The following is a 17,162-nucleotide window of genomic DNA, read 5'->3' on the forward strand; positions in this document are numbered from 1 at the left end:
GTTCTTGTGGTGATGTGAGAATTTTAGAAAGAATTGAAGTGATGAGTAGAAAAAGAGTATTCATATGTTCTCCTACAGACATAAACAAGGAGGACTTTCCATAGTGGAGAGCCCCCCACTATGGGATACAGGTAATTACTTGTGCGTTACCTTATTTTCTTTTCTATCTAGTCTATCAGCGACTTTTTTTGTAACAAATAGAGCTAAAGTTACAAAACATAATCCACTGACCATTACGATTGCGTAGCTGATGTGTGCTGACATAATCTGGCCTTATTAAGTTCATACAATCTATTCTAGTACATTTTTAAATCAATTTCACCTTAGGAAGAATCGAAGAAAAAACGTTTAAAAATGACCATGTACTTAAGGAAACATATCACTAAAGCGACTAAAGAGCACTGGGTTTTCTCGCTAAGTGATCGATAAAAAAAGCTGGGAAAGCGATATTCATACGGCACGTTCTTTCGGGGAGCGAGTCGATATCTTATATTTTTTCCCGTTCGACAGTGTGATTACGACAAATTCAGTTGAACCATTCGCAATAAATTTCCTTAATTGTTTATGACCCTCAGGGTCGCCTTTTATCAACTTTGCTAAAGTTCCTATTAGAGCTTTCATATCGCCTCCTATGACAAAGCAAGTTAAGTCGTTTTAGTTTGACGTAAAGACCTGAATTACGCTATCGCAACGGTACCGACAACAATCGCCAAAACGTACTAGTTCACCTAGCGTTGCTTAAGAACCTCACAGACATATGCGGTTTTCTTGTTTACCATAGACGCTATAGCTTGTATGGTCTCTAATGCGATGATTGGTAGCTGTGCAGTGGGACTCTCAGTTGGGATCAACCCTAACTCATGCAGTCTCTGTAGTGTGGACTTATTCACGCTTCCAAAGTCGTGAAAGCCGATATTTGCCAACATGAGACAAGCGTTTTAAAAGCTTAAGCTTAATCCGAGAATACGCGTACACAATACCAAGGGCAATCGGTTTCTTGTGAGTGGGCTGGAAGTATATCGATTAATCGTGAGTATTAGCGCGGCATCTTTTTCGAATTGGTCAAGCCACCTGGCAATATCCATTATTGTACCTGCTAACTTTTTGGCAGAGGATGGTCGTAATTTCTGTTCAAAGGCTCCATCCATTCGTTCGACTATTTTTTCTCCCGATAGCTTACAAACATGCGAAGATGAGAAGGTCTCTGTTGCTTCCGCTAGCCGACGCTCAAGTTCTGGCTGGACTTCAGTACTCGTTGCTTTAAAGATAGGGGAATGCATACACGTATGAACGAGTACATGCTTAAAAAACAATTCTTTGGTTAAGGCAGTTTTTGCGTCAAACACCTCACTCAACGAAATATCATCACCACGTTGGTTTAACCAAGCGTCGAACTGCTCTTTGATGCGCCTTGTCTCTTTCTTTGAAAATTGCATAGCTACTTCACTTTTCTAATTTTAACGTCAATACCATATTGTTCTCTCAGCTTTACTAACTACACAGAGCCTGAGCATCCGCCATTAACGAGTTCCTTGGCCCACTCGAACACCTCTGTTGTACGGTCGCTAAAGAACTGATTTGTGCGTAGAGATTTATCACTTAGTCTGTGTAAAGCATCAGGGAAAGTCGCGGTAGGTTTGTTCCAAATGAATTCCAATTTTCCTTGAGTTAACTTAAGTAACTGGTCGGGCAATTGATGAATATCGGTGTCAAGGTAATAAATTTTCTCGTACTTCAGTGCCATCACATCATGAATCGTCTTTGAGCACGGATCCTTAGGTAAAGCAACTGCAGGTACTTCGCGATTGTTGAGTGCTGCAGCTATCCACGGCTGGGTCACGACGAGTTGATTTAACTTTCGTGACTGAATAACCGAGTGAGTTATGAAAGCGGCTGGCCATGTCGGTTGGGTTGTAGGATTAAATGCATTAACAATTTCCACGGTAGAATCTGTTATCCATAGCAAGCATAGCTCGCCACAGTGCTCTTCAACACTGTCCACCAAATAGCTATTAATGTCTTTCAAGGATTCAGGGGTGACAAATACAAAAGGGACTCGATGTCCAGTGAGCGCCTTGGATCCCTAATCGTTCAAACGCCTCACGTTCCCCCGGTTTAAGTCAAAATCTTCATAGAAATACATTTCTGGGATATCAATACCAGACAGTGACTGCAAAAGCATTAGAAGTCCTTTTTGCTTTTTCTCAGGATACAATCGAGCTAACCCCTCATAAACCGTCATCACTTTAGAGCAATCACGACACCGAATGGTATTATTGTATTTGGTGTACCTAGCTTCTCCGCTACAAGCAAGGCAGAGAACCTCATAAACATCATGCTCTTTCAATGAGGTAATATTCATCGCGAACTTCGGCTCTTGCCCCAGATCAACCAACCGATATACAGAGCTTTCAAGAAAGGCATCAAGTTTCATCTACTTAGCTCGCCTGGCTAAGTCCAAATATACAATGTTGTCCGCAGGAATACGGTCTATATCGCTGATCAAATACACATTGTCAGTAGAAATTTTTAGGCTATCGCCAAAGATGCTGTTGATTTCTTTTTTCACTGTCCTCCATTGATCACACCTAAAGCTGTGGGGCCAGACAGCTGTGCCTTGTTCGTTCGTGAAAAGTACTTTGAACATAAAGACATTGTTTAGCCGGTCTACATGCGACAATGCAACTTTCGCACTGAGTCCTTCTTGCTGTGCTTTAGTTTGACCTCTCCAATTTTTAATTAATTGCTCTAAATCCATACAATTTTCCCAATTAAAATGGTTTTGTTAGTACAGAATCATTATATGGAAAGGAATAATTCGCCTGACGGAATAAAACCTCTTTTTTAAGGAATTAATCATTTTGTGAAAACATAGGGTGTTGAGCCTTGCGTTATTTTTATCCGTGATACTTTGAAGTCATCACTAATGAAAGTAAGGGCATCTCATGTCGAAAGAAAATACACACTATTTATTGGTAAAGAGCACAGGTCACTGCAAAGACGGCACTCCCCTGAATGCTCTAGAATCAGCAAAAGAGCCATCCTTAACTTAGGGTGCTGGCCGCTGTTCGAACGGACGCCGTGCAAAACAATGATTCAACCGGGGCACTCAGTCGCTATCTTTTTGGCTAGAACGGGTAAACACACACAGCATGTCATTGCTCGTGCCGTCGTAAAAAACTAAGTCTGCTGGTCTGCTCGAATGAGTGCAAAGAACCCACTTGTCATGGAGGGGGCTTTAATCGGTGGCGTTAAATCCATCTCGTTGCATGACTATAACATTCTGACGAAACAAAGAGCGTAACTAATGCGAGTGCTAATTTTGACCATGTTCTTAACCATATTTTTACTGGGGTGTGAGCAAGTTCCAAAACCCCAACATTAGTCAGATGGAAGCTAAATTTAATGAACAATGGAATAAGAAGCAGGCAGACGTAGATGTGGATTTTCTATGGTTAAAGGTAGGGTTTTTCACGGGGGAGTTGAACATTTCAAACGGTCGGCTGTTTGTAGTTCAATATGGGAAAATTGTGCTTTCGGAAAATCGCGATTCAGCCATCAGCGGAACTTATTTAAAATTTGAACGCCCTCGTCTTGGTAGAAGATTGCTCAAGCCAGTGTTGAACCAAAACGAAGTACAGCTGGTTCTGGTCAATGCACCATTTACGGTCAGCATGGAATCAGGAGAAACATAATTTTTGGCTAACAACGGAATGCCCTACTGGCTCAATCAGCTCTCGGAATTAGTCTCTAAGTACATCAAGCTGGTAGATGTCGGCAAAGGTGGCTCTTGTAATCAATACGCAACACACATAGTCGACAACGGCGCAGATATGCGACTTGTCCTGGAGTTCCTGGGGCACCATGTCATGCAGGAGGTGTATAACAAGACGCACCCTTCAGCTGAAGACTAGTTTTTGAGGTTCAAAAATGTCCTGAAAGCCAGCATCTTGCTGGCTTTTTATATTGTGGTGGAAGTGGAACTAGATTGACAATACCGTCAAAACCTATCAGAATGATAGGTATCAAATTGATAGGTGCTTAATGAGTAAAGGTAAGCCCCAAGGGGTTAATGAATTCCCTTTAACAGAAGTGACGGCTAGAAAAATAGTCAATGATCTCGCAGAAAACCATACGGGGAGAATCATTTGGAGCCGACACGTTAAAGAGCGAATGATTGAACGAGGTGTAACAGCCGGTCAAATTTTGACTTTGCTAAAGAGCAAACGCTCTGTATTTAGAGAAGGCCCTTACGAAGAGCCAAACGGAAATTGGAAATTTAATTTGAAAGGAATGGCAGCGGGTAAAGTGATAGAGCCTCACCGTTGCGTTAAAAAATCATCATGACGATCCGAAGTCGATTTTAGTGACTGTTTGGATTGACTAGGAGAGAGTTTATGTACCATTACACAGAAAGTGGTTTATCCAACGTCTACTTAAAGAATGGCTTTACCGTAGAAGAAATTGACGGTGAGGAGTATACCAGCATTGATGACATGAATGGATTACATAAAGCAATTGCTGAAAGCATCGTGGATAGTAGTAAGCCGTTAACACACGAAGAATTTAAGTTTCTTCGTATAGAACTGAATTTGTCTCAAAAAGTGTTAGCAAATCGTTTTGGTGTTTCAGAACAAACCATTGCTCGTTATGAGAAAAGCCAATCTGATATTCCTCGTACAACAGATGCTGCACTGAGATCTCTGTACATGGAAAGCTTAGAGAGAAATAACCCTGTCAGCTATTTCCTTGATTTGTTATCTGATGCGGAAGCAAAGGAAGCACAAGAAAATATTCTGCTAGAGGAAGTGCAAGAACACTGGGAAGTAACAACTTGATCTTGATAGATATGTAGAACAGAGGAAGCCGACTTTGATGTCGGCTTTTTTATAACTATTTCATATGAGCGGTCGAGTGTACGATTACAAACTGTGTCGGTTTATATCGGTGGACCTGCTTATCCAAAGCCCTGCAAACTCGCAGTCGCTGAACCCGTATTCGTATATTATGAATAGCCCTCTGGTAGGAACAGATCCGACCGGATATTGCGCCGCGACGACAGGTACTCATATTAAGTCTTGGGCGATATGAAGGTTGATGGCAAAACTGTTGGCAGTGTTGTTGTGGAAGATGTTAATTTCAGAGATGGTGCTGACATTTTTGTTCCTAATTGTGTATGGCATACTGAACAGGGTGAGTAGTAAATACAACCGAGTGCCTACCATTCTTTTGGTTTAAACATAAAGTCTTTTCATACAAAAAACCTACAGACTTTATTTAAAATATTGTCCATTTTATGCAGCCTAGAATCAGTGCGAGATCTCATTTTTACTAACTTGAAAGAACGAAAAACGCCCCATGGGGGCGCTATATAACTTAAAAAACCTAATTGGTTGGGTATGGACACGGGGCCGTGTCACTATCCCACCATGGTCTGTCTACTACGTGTGTCGCCGAAGAGGTATTCCCACACCATTCATACCATTTCGATAAGTTATGCCGGTAGAAATCAATCAGCTTATTGCCGATATCAATACTGGTCATCCCAGAAATATCCGACGCGTCCCCAGAATAAATCGCAAAATGCAGATGGTCAGAGCCAGCTCCGACATTAGAAATATTGCCCAGCATCGAGTTCGGTGTAACCACCGTTTCCAGCTCTGGCAACGTCCCACTCATATGCATATATCCTGAGAACCAAGGGTTCTGTGTCGTGCCGTCCCCCAATGTCAGAACTGAATCATGCTGAACGAGTACAAAGCCAAGCGATGTGCTTCTTGCTATGACTGTTCCATTGGCCACAGGCGTTACACGGAGTCCATCATCGTTATTGGATGGACGGTTCAGATCGATTGCATAAGTATCGTCCATGTTTTCATAACCTCCGGTAGAAGTATGATTGTCACTACCAATAATGGCATACCAATCGGTTCCCGTAGCTGGAAAAGACAGATCATTATCATCACTTCCCAAGTTTATTTTTAGGTCATACGACGCGGCATGAAAACCATACACCCCGATATGGATCTGACTGGAAGCTATAACTGATAAACCACATATTTCGTCTGTCTTGCCCTCTTTATATGGCCTGCAAGCATAGCTGGATAAAGTAGGTTGGCTGCCGTTACGAACATATAAATCGGCATCATCACTGAGGCCAGTAAGGGCAATTGTAAGCCTGGTTTGATCCGACAAAGCAGGTATTTGGTAATGCTGCCACTGCCCCTTAGATACGGTGTCGCTTTTTGTAACACCTGAGGTTAATGTGGTTGCATGGGCTACACTAATGGCAGTCAAATAGATGATTGAACTTAAAATAGTTTTACGCATTTATCTCTCCTTGAGTTGTACGCAAAACAAACATACCACGGACATACCTAAGCTACTAAGCAAATAACATTTGTTTAATTAAAAATTAACCTATTGGTAGGCAATCTGATAAATGCACTCCATGCCGAAATACTTAAGAAATTACAAAGATTGCTTGATAGGAGAAGATGTTTAACGATAATAACTAGTCAAAAGGGAAATAATTTGCAATTCCACAGCATTGAATTTTCGGTCATTACCTCCGACAAACTTTCATCTTTCCCGACCCGCGGTAAAGCAATATGACCCATATCGCGATATGTCACCCAGAGAAAATTTCCACATTTCCTTAATGGAGTTATGGGTGTGCTTTTTCGGACGCTTGGTCAGTAGCGAGGACGCAGCACTGGAAGCAAAAGATGAAACCTGCTGGCCGGCGCCTTAAAACGTTCACTGAAAATAGACTATTTATCCGGTTCGGTTGCTATCGAAGCCATATGCTTATTCGACAGAGCCGTCATTGCATCCATCCGCTGATTACGGTGACCGATAGTCTTTTTTACCGGTGCCTGGCGCACAGCAAAAAATTCGGCCGGGACAACTTCACGGATCAGACGTTCTATCCCTACCTTTGGTCGGGCGGTAAATTTACCCGCGGCTATATCGACGGACGCTTTCAACGGCCGACCTTTATCAATGAGCAACCACAAGGCCAAGCTGACAGCCTGATATATGGCCTTATCCTCGATGTAAGGCAGATTGGCCATCGCTTCTTCTTTTGTGATCATGTAGTCATTCCAACATGCTGTTATAAAGCCATTTTACAACGCTTCAATTCAACCACCAACTGTATGTGGTTACAGTGTCTTAGTCTTACGAACCAGTACATTAACCGCCTCAACCTTCCTTTCTTTGCCCCGTGTATCATAGATCTTCGTGGTATCGGCACTGGCATGGCCAAGCAGCTCCTGAGCAGTAAAAATGTCGACGCCATGCTGCAATAAACGTGTACCGAAGGTTTTCCTCAAGTAATGTGGGGTGATCACCTCCGTCAGTTCGCAACCGCGGAACCGCATCATCTTTCGTACACCACCGGGGGTCAGTCGACGTCCAGCATCGAGCTGACCCGCTTTACTGATTGGGTGCCACAACGGCCCCGGGCCGTCACCCCGAAGCTGCTCAATATAGTCGCGCAACGCGCTGGCCACATCCGCATTGAGCGGCACTTCACGCTCCTTGTTACCTTTACCAATGATCCGAATAGTGCCGAAGTTATCGATCACGTTATTCGGCCAGTCCATTGTGACCAATTCATTCACCCGCAGCCCTGCGCCGATCATGACCAGGAACAGGAACCGGTCACGGATATTTTTATTGTGCTGCTGTCGGCCCCCTTGGGTAAATGAGTCCCAGAATACATCAAATTCGGTATCGGTGAGGTTCGGGTCTTGGCCAGACGTTTTCCGGCGCGTAGTTTTATTTCGCAGATCTCCTGATACACCTGCGCATCGATTCGTTTATGCGGTACTACGCTGCTGATCCGACAGGCCTTTTTCAGCACATTGCGCACCGCGATAACATAGAGGTTTTGTGTGGCTAGGCTTAACGCCTTGGTCGTCGGTGTCGCACCGGGAGTTTCGGTCGGCACCGGCTTGTATTGCAGGTAAAGTTGATACTCGAGAACGTCTGCATGGCGGACTTCACGCCAGTGCACATACTCCGGCAGCGCCTCGTCATGATCGCAGAACCAGCGGGCAAATTGACGCAGGCAGCGATACATGGTGCGTTGGGATTCTTCGGAGGTGAGATCGGCTAAATACAGACACACCGGATCGGTCGGGTCATAGCGTATGTCGCCCAGCAGGATTTTACCGGACCGGAGTCCGACGGGAGGAACCGTCACCATGGATCACCACATCGGTGCTGGCAGGCATGAGCATCTCCTGGTGCCGCGGTGATAATTCGATTAAGTGGCCAAATCGGGTATCGGACATGATAGCTCCGCTCCTGGTTGTTGTTCGTTGTTTTGGACAAAGTCCCGTCGAAAACCGTAATTACGGAAAATCTCTATTGTCTCAATATTGCTGAATTTACACTGTATATTTATACACGTTAAAATAGGTGTTGTAAACATAGATTTATGCTACTTATATTATTATGTTAAATAAAAGGTAAAATTGAATTGTCAGAGGATTAGGGCACATTGAGGGATTTTTTGAAATGGGGATTTTCTCCGGCCCAGCTCGTGTCCACAAAATGAGTGGACACAAATCGAAGGAGTCATAACTTAACGTAACAGCCGGAAAAGGGTTCTGTAGCTGTTTTTTATGCAACATTGCACAAATTGTCTGAGGCCCACTTTAGGATCAAATGCCGCATCCAATATAGAAGGCATACCAACCAGTGCAAATATGATCAGCGACGCTGCAGCGCAAATTTCACTTGTGAGGCGGAACGCAATGCCGTCAACCAACCCCAATACCGCCAGGCTGATAATGTAAGCCTGCACGGGGTGTGCGAGATAAAGTGTGATCGTCAGTTTCTGATTCTCTGTTAACCCATTTGTATTCATGTCACGTTCTCCTTTGCAATGACACCTATGTACAGCAAAATATGAGCCAATATATAAACACAAGAAATACCATTAAAATACAATGAGGTACAAGATGTTATTATTGAGAAAAGTGTAAAGAATTTAAACACTCAGCATTTTTAGACCGATTCTGTGTCTAAAGATTTTACACAAATGAACATTCATGTTCTCCGTCTTTACCATGTCCGATACTAGACGGTATAGGACATAGCAAAGGGGTCTCGTAACCCCGATGTCGTTTATGGATCTTGTGTGAATTCTATCGCTTTTTTGAACTTAAACCTCAAGGTAGACTGAATCACTGATGCTAACAGCGCGACATGCAAGACGTAAACTAGCACCATGCTGCTCTCGCGCATAATCAACTAGCTCACGCCTTATCGCTGGCTTTACAGCTTTTTTTCGACGATTTTTTTTAAGGATCCGGTGTTCCAAACTTAAATCCGCGAACATTGCTTTGAGCCGCCGATTTTCGACTTCCTTCAAGATCTACACGACCTGTGACTCTGTATAACGTGACTGTTTCATCGTTGTCTCCTATTTGTGATATTACAGAAAACTCTAATAAAACAAGTCTCATGTTAAGGGAAGTGGACAGTTGGTGTTTGTATTTTCAATGTTGTGACGATGCTTGGGACTTCGATTTGCAGCCATACTTTTTCTCCGTTTAGTAGTACGGCTATATTGTATTTTTTTATATCTTACTGACTTCAAAATAAGATACTTTTTTTTGCGAGTTATTCGACTCATCTACTTAAACTCTCTTATTGGAGGTGCAAATCCTTGCTCTGCTAAAATGTTGTATGTTCTTACTGCTTTTCTAGTGTCATTGCAGATATTTGGTTAGTGGTTCTATGCAGAAGTGTGCGTCTTTGGCTATTTGGTAAACTGCTTGTTGGACATCCTTGGGTACCGTTTCTGATTTGAACTTTCTTGTATCGATATCAACGACTTTTTTTAATTGCTTTGGGATCATCGAATTGTACATTTGCCACCTTACTCCTTGAGCTAATGTATTTTCTATTACATCCAGGCCACGTGAAATTTTTTGTTTCGGCACGAGCAGTCTTGGAAGGATAACAATGTGTTTTGACATCGATGGGTCTACGCAGGTTAACAATCCTTCTAGCAGTGCTAATAATCCAAAAACTCGTTCGTCTTGAATACTCTCTTCTTCAAATTGCGCTAGCTGCGCGTATATATTTTTTCTTTCATATGTGTATTACTTTATTTCTAAGCACAAACGGGTGTATTTGTGCACTTCTTGTCTAATCGGAATTTTCCCCGAAAGCCTTGTTAGAGAAGGCTTTTCGGCACTTTCATAAAAATTTTTGCGCTAACCCCTTCTTTGTTGCAATTGCACTCTTCATTGCTTGATTTTCCTATTTAATTACAAGAACTTAATCAACTTTCGTGCATTAAATTAGGTTTTTTGTATATTTAGTGCTTTATTAAGCACATTCTCTTGTTGCTTTTTCTTTTCCCTAGCTTTCTATTTGTTTGTTTTATAAAGCATTAATATGATTTTGTGCTTTAAGCACATTTTGATAATTTATAGATGTAGAAATAAATCGCAATAAAATAACTCCAAAATTTTGCTGAGTTATTGTCACCCTGTTATTAATCTTAAAGGTTACTATTGAAAAGCCAAACTTAAGTCAAATTGCCGCATGTGTGCGGTTTTTGACTTATTTACGGCATTCGTTCACCTGCATTGATAGTGCAGTGACATATTTTTGTATTTTTTGGTTTATATGCGGCTTTTAATCACAGGCGCTGAATGGCAAGCGCCTCATTTGTGGCTTTTTGGCTTATTTATGGTTTTTTGGTTCATCTGCGGCATATTGAAGTTTTAGACGTTTATTTCTTGTGGGGTCATATGAGTCTGGCATAAAAAAATTTTGTTTGAAGGTAAAGCGAGAGATCAAGTTGTATCTGTCGAAGTTGGATACGGCACTACCACGGTGGTTTTTAGTTCGAGTAGTTCTTATTGTAACTCGATCACCTATCCATCTGTTAATCAATCCTTTGAATTGGCTGGTGGGTTACTCAAACCCGGGAAAGATACTAGAAACGTGGTAGTTACGATTGAAAACGATCAGTACGAAGTTGGTCCTAATGTAGATATCGCTACACCTACACTTAGTCATAGGAACTTAAATGACTCTTATATCAGTTCTGAACAATATCGAGCTTTGCTCATAGGTGCTCTAATGTTGCAACCTAACAGTGACATCGATTTTTTAGCTTTAGGTCTTCCTGTTAATCGGACCAATCTTCAAGATAAGCTTATAAGCACTATTGAATAGTTAGTATCAAAAATTAATTCTTTCGTTTGTCGTAATTTTTGGGGAGGAACTCAGCCATTTGCATGTCTGCTCCACCATGTTAGTTCGGTAGATGCGGATGCGAGTCTAAAGTGCTTGCTAAACAAATCTTTTTTAGTAATAGACATAGGATACCTTACCCTTGATTATCTAGTAGTGAATAACTTAAAGCCTAATTATGAATTGTCCGGTGCCACTGATTTTGGTACGAGTGTTTTGGTTAAAGATTGTCTTGAATATCTTAAGTCAGATAAAGACCTAGCAAAGCCATTCCAAAACCCTGAACTAATCAATACTGCATTTAGCACCAGAAAGTTTTCTATTTATGGCATTGAGTATAGTTTTCCATTACACCAAGAAGATGGGCAGGTCATCTTTGATTGTAGACCTATTATTGAACGACACATAAAACAAGCTGTCGATCATGTCAAAAACATCGTTGGGATGGGAGAGAACCTGGATGGTACCGTCGTTGTTGATGGAGGTTCCTCATTGATATATCCATTTGTAGAGAGAGTGGATTCCCTCATCACAAGGTGTACAAGTATGGTATAGATGCTGTTGTCAGTGTGGAGCTGCTCTTAAAAGCTCACCTAGTAAACTGAAGGAGTAGACTTGTGGCCGGTACATTTAACTTTCGAATCAAAATAACTAACAGTCAATTCCCTAAATTAAACGCTAGGTGCATAGTTTATCCGGGAACGCACATACGGAAGAGCTTCGTTATTTTTTAAGATGCGCAGTTAACAGCTACAATGTTTCGTCGGAGTAGGGAAATTGCGAGTTAAATACACCTAGCTTTGGAGTGGTAATTTGTGAAAGTAAATCATCCTTGTTGTATAGACACCTCGCTCAGTTCACCGCGCATTCAAGACATACCGAATGTATTCGATTGCTTGGAATTATTGAAACTGGTACTGTTCAGGAAATTTTTGTCCCTTGGAAAAAAGCTACTCCGTTGAAAACGCCAGCTAAAGACTTAATGGGTAGTATCACGGTGAGTGCAGATTATGTTCATTTGATTGACTTGATCTAATTTTTGGCAGTTACATCGCTGCCTAATTCTTTTGAGTCCGCAAAATGCTCGTGCAGAGTTGATTGTCTTTTTTTAATACTGATTTGACGTTCGGTAGCTCTTTGGCTGATATCGTTGAATTTAAGACAAGGTCGTATCTTGAACTTTCTTCGTTAATAGTCAGTTTCTCAACAGCAGCTAGCTTAGTCTTACCTAAATTCTCCGCAAGCTCGATCTCTGCGTACGCTTTCAAAAGTTCCCGAGTTTGTGTTTCAGAATTGTGATTAACTCACAGTACTGTGTCGCTTTTAACGGCATACTTATTAGTAATAAGAGTACTACTGGACCAAAACGTGAATTCACCACAACTTTCTCTCGATTAGGTATTGATAGCGTTATAGCTCATAAAATATGTGAATTCAAAATCATTTTGTCTATACTTTTTGCTAGAGTCCACTTGTCTATCTTTTATTACTCTGCCCGGACTCTTTTGAACTTTGTCATTATTCAACTGAATAATGACATATCTTGAATTTTGACGTAGCGACAAGGGCATAAGGATATATTTATTGTTCAGACTCCCCCGCGTTAAGTGCTTCTTTTCGCGGAATATCATCACTATAACGCACATCAATATAACTTCAGGCTTTTTTATTAAAAACCAGTTCCTTTCAACACATAGCATTTCCAAACCTCTGGAGAGAGATGGACTAGCCGTATCCTCCAACTTTGTAGTTTCTGCAAAGAAGGTATCTGTTTGCTGATTTTTTCTAAAGAGCTATTTATTGCATTACTATCGAAGACTTTGCAGGATTGTCATTATTCAACTGAATAATGACAAATGACTATCTTGTACTAAGAGCTGTTCCTCGATATTTGAAAGGGATGATTTGTTTGTGATGTACAACGCGAGGAATTTGGGGTCTTCATTTTTCTGGAATACTTTAACTCAAACAGAGTAATTTGTTGTCCCTAACTTTCGATACAAACCTATTGTTTTGATGGTAGTGTGGCGGCACAAATACAATTCGTACATTTTTATCGCCGAAAATAAGTAGTTTGTATCTGCAAGTACAATAAAAGTGGGAGCTAGTCATCACAAAGGTAGACACATTATTATTCCAGATCTGCGATTATGCACCATCTTTCATATCACTGTGCGAACTCTATTGTTACAGAACCGGTAGCTATCGCTTTTTAAACGTCACCTAGAGGTCTGTCATTATTCAGTTGAATAATGACAAACATTAAGTTTTGATGTGGCGACATAGGATAAAGATATTTTTATTGTTCAAACTGCGCCGCGCTAAGTGATGCTTTTCGCGGCATTTCATCAACTATAAAGCCCATCATATTGTGAGGCAATATCAAGGATTTGAGTTATGATTTTCAAGTTTTGGGAAAAGCTCCCATATAAAGAATGCGTACATCCCGATGACAAAGAAGTCGTCGAGAAACACAAATATTTTTGCACTAGATGTACCGCCAGGTCAAATTAACGGAAATCTTAGAACGGCCCCTGTTGTTGCGCTCTTTCTGAATCCTGGTTTTGAAGATGAAGATGAGCAAGTATTTGAAAAAGAAGATTGTAGAATTCTTCTGTTTGAACAAATCATAGGCGAAAGTGACTTTCCTCTTTGGTTCAATCGATGGAGAAAATGGTTCTTGCAAAGAGTAAAGCTTGATGGAATGACAGACGAAAAAATTGGGAAGAATGTTTCTATATTCAATGTTTGTTCCTATGCGTCTAGAGATGCGAAGCGTTTAAAACCATCAATTCTGAATAGCCTGCCAAGTTCTCAGGCAGCATTTTATATACCATTGGCTGTAAATAACTTCGAAATTATCAAGAATTCTATTTGGTTTTCTCTTCTACCAGTAGCTGTAGGAGTATTGTATTTAGTCTTGGCTAAGACATATTGGTTTAAAATTCCATTTATGGGTGTTCTTATTTCTTTGGCTTGTTTTGTGATCTCTGCATGGATAATCAACACATAAGAAAAAATGAGTTTTTTGGTATGTATCGGCTCTAGTATTCAATGGCTACTAGTTAAGTATTTTCTTAATTAGCTGTTTAGCACTTAACGCAGCATAACCAATGACCGAAACTGAGGGCGACTGTAACTAAGACTGGACACCTTGTGATCTGTACCCAATTGATTTACTGTGTTCTTTATAGGTATTGATACAATCAATAACAACTTGAGTAGAGACTTAGATGAAATGCTTTTCACACAATGTCGATGCGGTTGGGATCTGCAAGTCCTGTAATAAAGCCGTGTGTATAACCTGCGCCATTGATACTGGCCGAGGACTAGCGTGTAGTGAAAACTGCCAGCAAGATGTTACCGAAATAAACATCATTACAGATAAAAGCAAGCAGCTCTATGGGATTGGTACCTCGGGCAAACTCCTACCAACGAATATCTTGATGTATTTCTTCTTTGCTGCCGCTTTCCTTGGGTTTGGAACATACAAATCCATCAGTAACGAACAGCCAGACCTGTTTTTATTGGTCATTGGCGGTGGATTTTTAATAGTTGCAGCACTAGCTTGGCACCGAAATAAAAACCTCAACATTAATTGCTAGGGACTTTATTCCTTTTCGGACATCTTAAATGAAGTTAAAAAAAGCAAAAACGATGATTTTGGCCATGTTTGTCGTAAACAGTTTCTCTATTTATGCTGCGCAAACACCGTCAATGCAGCAAGGGGTTTGGCAAACTAAAGGGTATGGTTACTTGTTTGATTTTAGCGGTTCAGACGTCACTATCTATGAAACAACATCACTTTCTTGTATCAAAAGCGGATTAACTGCAGGCCAATTGAATACGGCAGGTACATGGACTTTCCCCGTTACGATCCCTGGTTTTATCAACGCGAATATGTACGCTGTGCCAGGGGATGCTCCAAATTCTCTCGTTCTGCACCGTTCTGATACTAGTACCTATATGCAGGCGAACAAAATTAGTTCGCTTCCTAGCCAGTGCACTAAATCGATGAGTTCAGCGCCTACCGTCGTATCACGAGTTTTCGTTGCTAATTTTAACGAGCAGTACGCCTACGCCAAGGAGAAAGTGGCATTCTTACCCAAACATACTCGGGTTGATTCGATGACGCCCCATGAACTCTTTGTGCACTTAACTCAGCTCGTGAAGCCGTTGAAAGATCCCCATATTGCACTCGTGGCACCGAGCGTCGAAGGTTACTATTTTGGGAATGATTTATTAGCCTCTGACTCCGAAAACGTCGACATTGCATCCATACGAACTACGTTATCCAATATTTATGGAAAAGATATTAAATTACATTCTCGCTTGCAGGAAAAAATCGTATTCGCCAAACTAACGGCTAATCAAAGCTATCTTGCAATTCGAAGTTTCACTGGATTCGCACGAGAAGACAGTTGGAACACCGAAGAGCTACTTCTACGTAACACCTTAGATGAAGTGTTTCGCGAAATAGGCACCTCATCTCATCTTGTCCTCGATATCAGAAATAATGAAGGTGGCTCGGATAATTTAGCGCTGCTCATGGCTTCTTATTTTACGGACAAACCCTATTTAGCCTATAACAAGCAGGCTGTGAGTGTTGAAAAAGAAATCTATGGATGGACCCAGCCTTCCAAGGTCAGGGTAGAGCCAAATCCGTCTTTTGCATTTCGCGGACAACTATCTGTATTGGTGAATCGAGCGACCGTAAGTGCTGGTGAAACGTTTGTTATGGCATTGCTGGGACGCTCACCCGCAATAACTATCTTTGGCCAAGCAACTGCTGGGCATTTTTCCGACATGTTGCCACGAACGCTACCGAATGGTTGGCTTTTCGCGTTACCGAACGAGCGCTATACTGACGAAAACTCGGCAAGTTACGCAATTAGCGGAATTCAACCTAATATAATTATAAACAACACAGACAGTAACGATGCTTTACTTTCTGCAGCCACAACGAACGCGGATAAGCCTTAAGAATTACGCATCACTGTTTTTTTCGATAGCTCGAGCACCCACAACTAGCAAAGAACCCAACGCTAAAGAACCGCCCAACATTTTAATGGTCGTTGGGTTTTCAGCGTACGCTTTAACAATGGCGGCACCTAATGTGGCACCTATTACGCCTGCTACAACTTGTTTAGACGACACCTCCAGACCAACGGCCCACTTAACAAAATGCTCGCAGTTATTAGTAGTTAAGGAATACTTCCACATATCAATTTGTGAACGAGCGAGGTCGAGGGCTGCGACTATAGGGCGGTCGTAAGTTACTTTTATTGGATAAGTAGGTTTTCCTTGAGTGACCACTTCCCAGCTTTCTTCTTTTACCGTACGATTTCGAGCTGTCGCTGAAATTAGCATAGGCTGTCCATTTTCGCATATTTTATCTGAGACCAATGACCAATGTTGATAAGCACCGAAGTCGCTGACAACGATATCACCTGCCATCACAGTTTGATTTAGATTTTTAATTGACATATGTATCCATACAATTAGTAAATTGGTGTCACCAATATATGGGCATCTTGTTGAATTTCAAGTTAGTTTGGTACTCACTCGAACTGACTTATCCAATTGGCGGTTTGAAAAACTCTGAAATCAATTTTTTTGGGATTTTTTAATTTTGCACTGATAGCATCAATGACATCTGCGTACATCTTTTTAAGCTTGGCATTCTCTTCTTCAAGCTCTTTCAGGTGCTTAACATCTGAGGCTTCCATCCCGCCATATTTAGCTTTCCAGTTGTAATACGTAGCATTGCTGATCCCATGCTCGCGGCACACTTCTTTAACCTTCTTACCCGTATCGGTTTCTTTGAGCACAGCTCTGATCTGAGATTCTGTAAAACGTGACTTTTTCATCGTTGTCTCCTGTTTGTGATATTACAGAAAACTCTAATTCAACAAGTCTCATGTTAAGGGAAA

Annotated in this window: 19 protein-coding genes and 2 pseudogenes; 9 read left to right on the forward strand and 12 right to left on the reverse strand. The window is 41.4% G+C overall.

What is annotated here, in order from left to right; translation table 11 throughout:
* Positions 1-938 precede the first annotated feature (938 nt).
* From J5O05_RS17555 to J5O05_RS17570, 4 genes are read right to left on the reverse strand one after another with little or no spacing between them, the layout of a single operon-like run.
* Positions 939-1,436 carry a hypothetical protein gene (locus J5O05_RS17555; protein ID WP_208844585.1) on the reverse strand — a complete coding sequence of 166 codons (498 nt, stop codon included), beginning with the start codon at positions 1,434-1,436 and terminating at the stop codon, positions 939-941.
* Between the two features lie 59 nt (positions 1,437-1,495).
* Positions 1,496-2,026 (reverse strand): hypothetical protein, encoded by a 531-nt coding sequence (locus tag J5O05_RS17560; RefSeq protein ID WP_208844586.1) that lies wholly within the window; start codon positions 2,024-2,026, stop codon positions 1,496-1,498.
* Positions 2,027-2,083: 57 nt separating this feature from the next.
* Positions 2,084-2,434, reverse strand: coding sequence for a hypothetical protein (locus J5O05_RS17565; RefSeq protein WP_208844587.1), 351 nt, complete (start codon positions 2,432-2,434; stop codon positions 2,084-2,086).
* Positions 2,435-2,758, reverse strand: coding sequence for a hypothetical protein (locus tag J5O05_RS17570; RefSeq protein ID WP_208844588.1), 324 nt, complete (start codon positions 2,756-2,758; stop codon positions 2,435-2,437). It lies immediately after the preceding gene.
* A 631-nt stretch (positions 2,759-3,389) separates the two neighbouring features.
* Between J5O05_RS17570 and J5O05_RS17575 the strand changes: the two genes are divergently transcribed.
* The 4 genes from J5O05_RS17575 (at position 3,390) to J5O05_RS22930 (ending at position 5,091) form a co-directional block, all read left to right on the forward strand.
* The gene (locus tag J5O05_RS17575; RefSeq protein ID WP_208844589.1) at positions 3,390-3,695 is read left to right on the forward strand and encodes a hypothetical protein; all 306 of its coding nucleotides are present in this window, start codon (positions 3,390-3,392) and stop codon (positions 3,693-3,695) included.
* A 349-nt stretch (positions 3,696-4,044) separates the two neighbouring features.
* Positions 4,045-4,347: a DUF4258 domain-containing protein gene (locus tag J5O05_RS17580; protein WP_244370071.1), complete on the forward strand. Its 303-nt coding sequence runs from the start codon at positions 4,045-4,047 to the stop codon at positions 4,345-4,347.
* 50 nt (positions 4,348-4,397) lie between these two features.
* Positions 4,398-4,838, forward strand: a complete 441-nt coding sequence (locus J5O05_RS17585) for a helix-turn-helix domain-containing protein (protein ID WP_208844590.1) — start codon at positions 4,398-4,400, stop codon at positions 4,836-4,838.
* Between the two features lie 64 nt (positions 4,839-4,902).
* Positions 4,903-5,091 carry an RHS repeat-associated core domain-containing protein gene (locus J5O05_RS22930; protein WP_208844591.1) on the forward strand — a complete coding sequence of 63 codons (189 nt, stop codon included), beginning with the start codon at positions 4,903-4,905 and terminating at the stop codon, positions 5,089-5,091.
* A 294-nt stretch (positions 5,092-5,385) separates the two neighbouring features.
* On the opposite strand, the gene J5O05_RS17595 is transcribed toward J5O05_RS22930, so the two are convergent.
* The 6 genes and pseudogenes from J5O05_RS17595 to J5O05_RS22045 all read right to left on the reverse strand — a co-directional run.
* Positions 5,386-6,330, reverse strand: coding sequence for a PPC domain-containing protein (locus J5O05_RS17595; protein WP_208844592.1), 945 nt, complete (start codon positions 6,328-6,330; stop codon positions 5,386-5,388).
* 443 nt (positions 6,331-6,773) lie between these two features.
* Positions 6,774-7,097: a hypothetical protein gene (locus tag J5O05_RS17600; RefSeq protein WP_208844593.1), complete on the reverse strand. Its 324-nt coding sequence runs from the start codon at positions 7,095-7,097 to the stop codon at positions 6,774-6,776.
* Positions 7,098-7,166: 69 nt separating this feature from the next.
* Positions 7,167-7,628 carry a tyrosine-type recombinase/integrase gene (locus J5O05_RS17605; protein ID WP_244370073.1) on the reverse strand — a complete coding sequence of 154 codons (462 nt, stop codon included), beginning with the start codon at positions 7,626-7,628 and terminating at the stop codon, positions 7,167-7,169.
* Between the two features lie 17 nt (positions 7,629-7,645).
* Positions 7,646-8,215, reverse strand: coding sequence for a hypothetical protein (locus tag J5O05_RS17610; RefSeq protein ID WP_208844595.1), 570 nt, complete (start codon positions 8,213-8,215; stop codon positions 7,646-7,648).
* A 381-nt stretch (positions 8,216-8,596) separates the two neighbouring features.
* The gene (locus tag J5O05_RS17615) at positions 8,597-8,881 is read right to left on the reverse strand and encodes a hypothetical protein (protein WP_208844596.1); all 285 of its coding nucleotides are present in this window, start codon (positions 8,879-8,881) and stop codon (positions 8,597-8,599) included.
* Between the two features lie 309 nt (positions 8,882-9,190).
* Positions 9,191-9,382 (reverse strand): annotated as a pseudogene (locus tag J5O05_RS22045) (IS3 family transposase); the annotation flags it as partial.
* A gap of 1,421 nt (positions 9,383-10,803) precedes the next feature.
* Here J5O05_RS22045 and J5O05_RS17620 point away from each other — a divergent pair.
* The 5 genes from J5O05_RS17620 (at position 10,804) to J5O05_RS17640 (ending at position 16,212) form a co-directional block, all read left to right on the forward strand.
* On the forward strand, positions 10,804-11,211 hold the full coding sequence (locus J5O05_RS17620; RefSeq protein ID WP_208844597.1) for a ParM/StbA family protein: 408 nt from the start codon (positions 10,804-10,806) through the stop codon (positions 11,209-11,211).
* 114 nt (positions 11,212-11,325) lie between these two features.
* A complete protein-coding gene (locus tag J5O05_RS17625) occupies positions 11,326-11,784 on the forward strand; it encodes an acetate and sugar kinases/Hsc70/actin family protein (protein WP_208844598.1) in 459 nt (152 codons plus the stop codon).
* Positions 11,785-13,678: 1,894 nt separating this feature from the next.
* A complete protein-coding gene (locus tag J5O05_RS17630) occupies positions 13,679-14,242 on the forward strand; it encodes a hypothetical protein (RefSeq protein WP_208844599.1) in 564 nt (187 codons plus the stop codon).
* 220 nt (positions 14,243-14,462) lie between these two features.
* Complete coding sequence (locus J5O05_RS17635; protein ID WP_208844600.1) at positions 14,463-14,834, forward strand: hypothetical protein; 372 nt, start codon at positions 14,463-14,465, stop codon at positions 14,832-14,834.
* Positions 14,835-14,862: 28 nt separating this feature from the next.
* Positions 14,863-16,212: a S41 family peptidase gene (locus tag J5O05_RS17640; protein WP_208844601.1), complete on the forward strand. Its 1,350-nt coding sequence runs from the start codon at positions 14,863-14,865 to the stop codon at positions 16,210-16,212.
* Between the two features lie 3 nt (positions 16,213-16,215).
* Here J5O05_RS17640 and J5O05_RS17645 read toward each other — a convergent pair whose 3' ends face one another.
* Together J5O05_RS17645 and J5O05_RS17650 are read right to left on the reverse strand one after the other, a co-directional pair.
* Positions 16,216-16,716 carry a lecithin retinol acyltransferase family protein gene (locus J5O05_RS17645; RefSeq protein ID WP_208844602.1) on the reverse strand — a complete coding sequence of 167 codons (501 nt, stop codon included), beginning with the start codon at positions 16,714-16,716 and terminating at the stop codon, positions 16,216-16,218.
* 164 nt (positions 16,717-16,880) lie between these two features.
* Positions 16,881-17,099: pseudogene (locus J5O05_RS17650) on the reverse strand (transposase); the annotation flags it as partial.
* Between the last annotated feature and the right edge of the window lie 63 nt (positions 17,100-17,162).

This window comes from Pseudoalteromonas xiamenensis (assembly GCF_017638925.1).
Lineage (GTDB): Bacteria > Pseudomonadota > Gammaproteobacteria > Enterobacterales > Alteromonadaceae > Pseudoalteromonas > Pseudoalteromonas xiamenensis.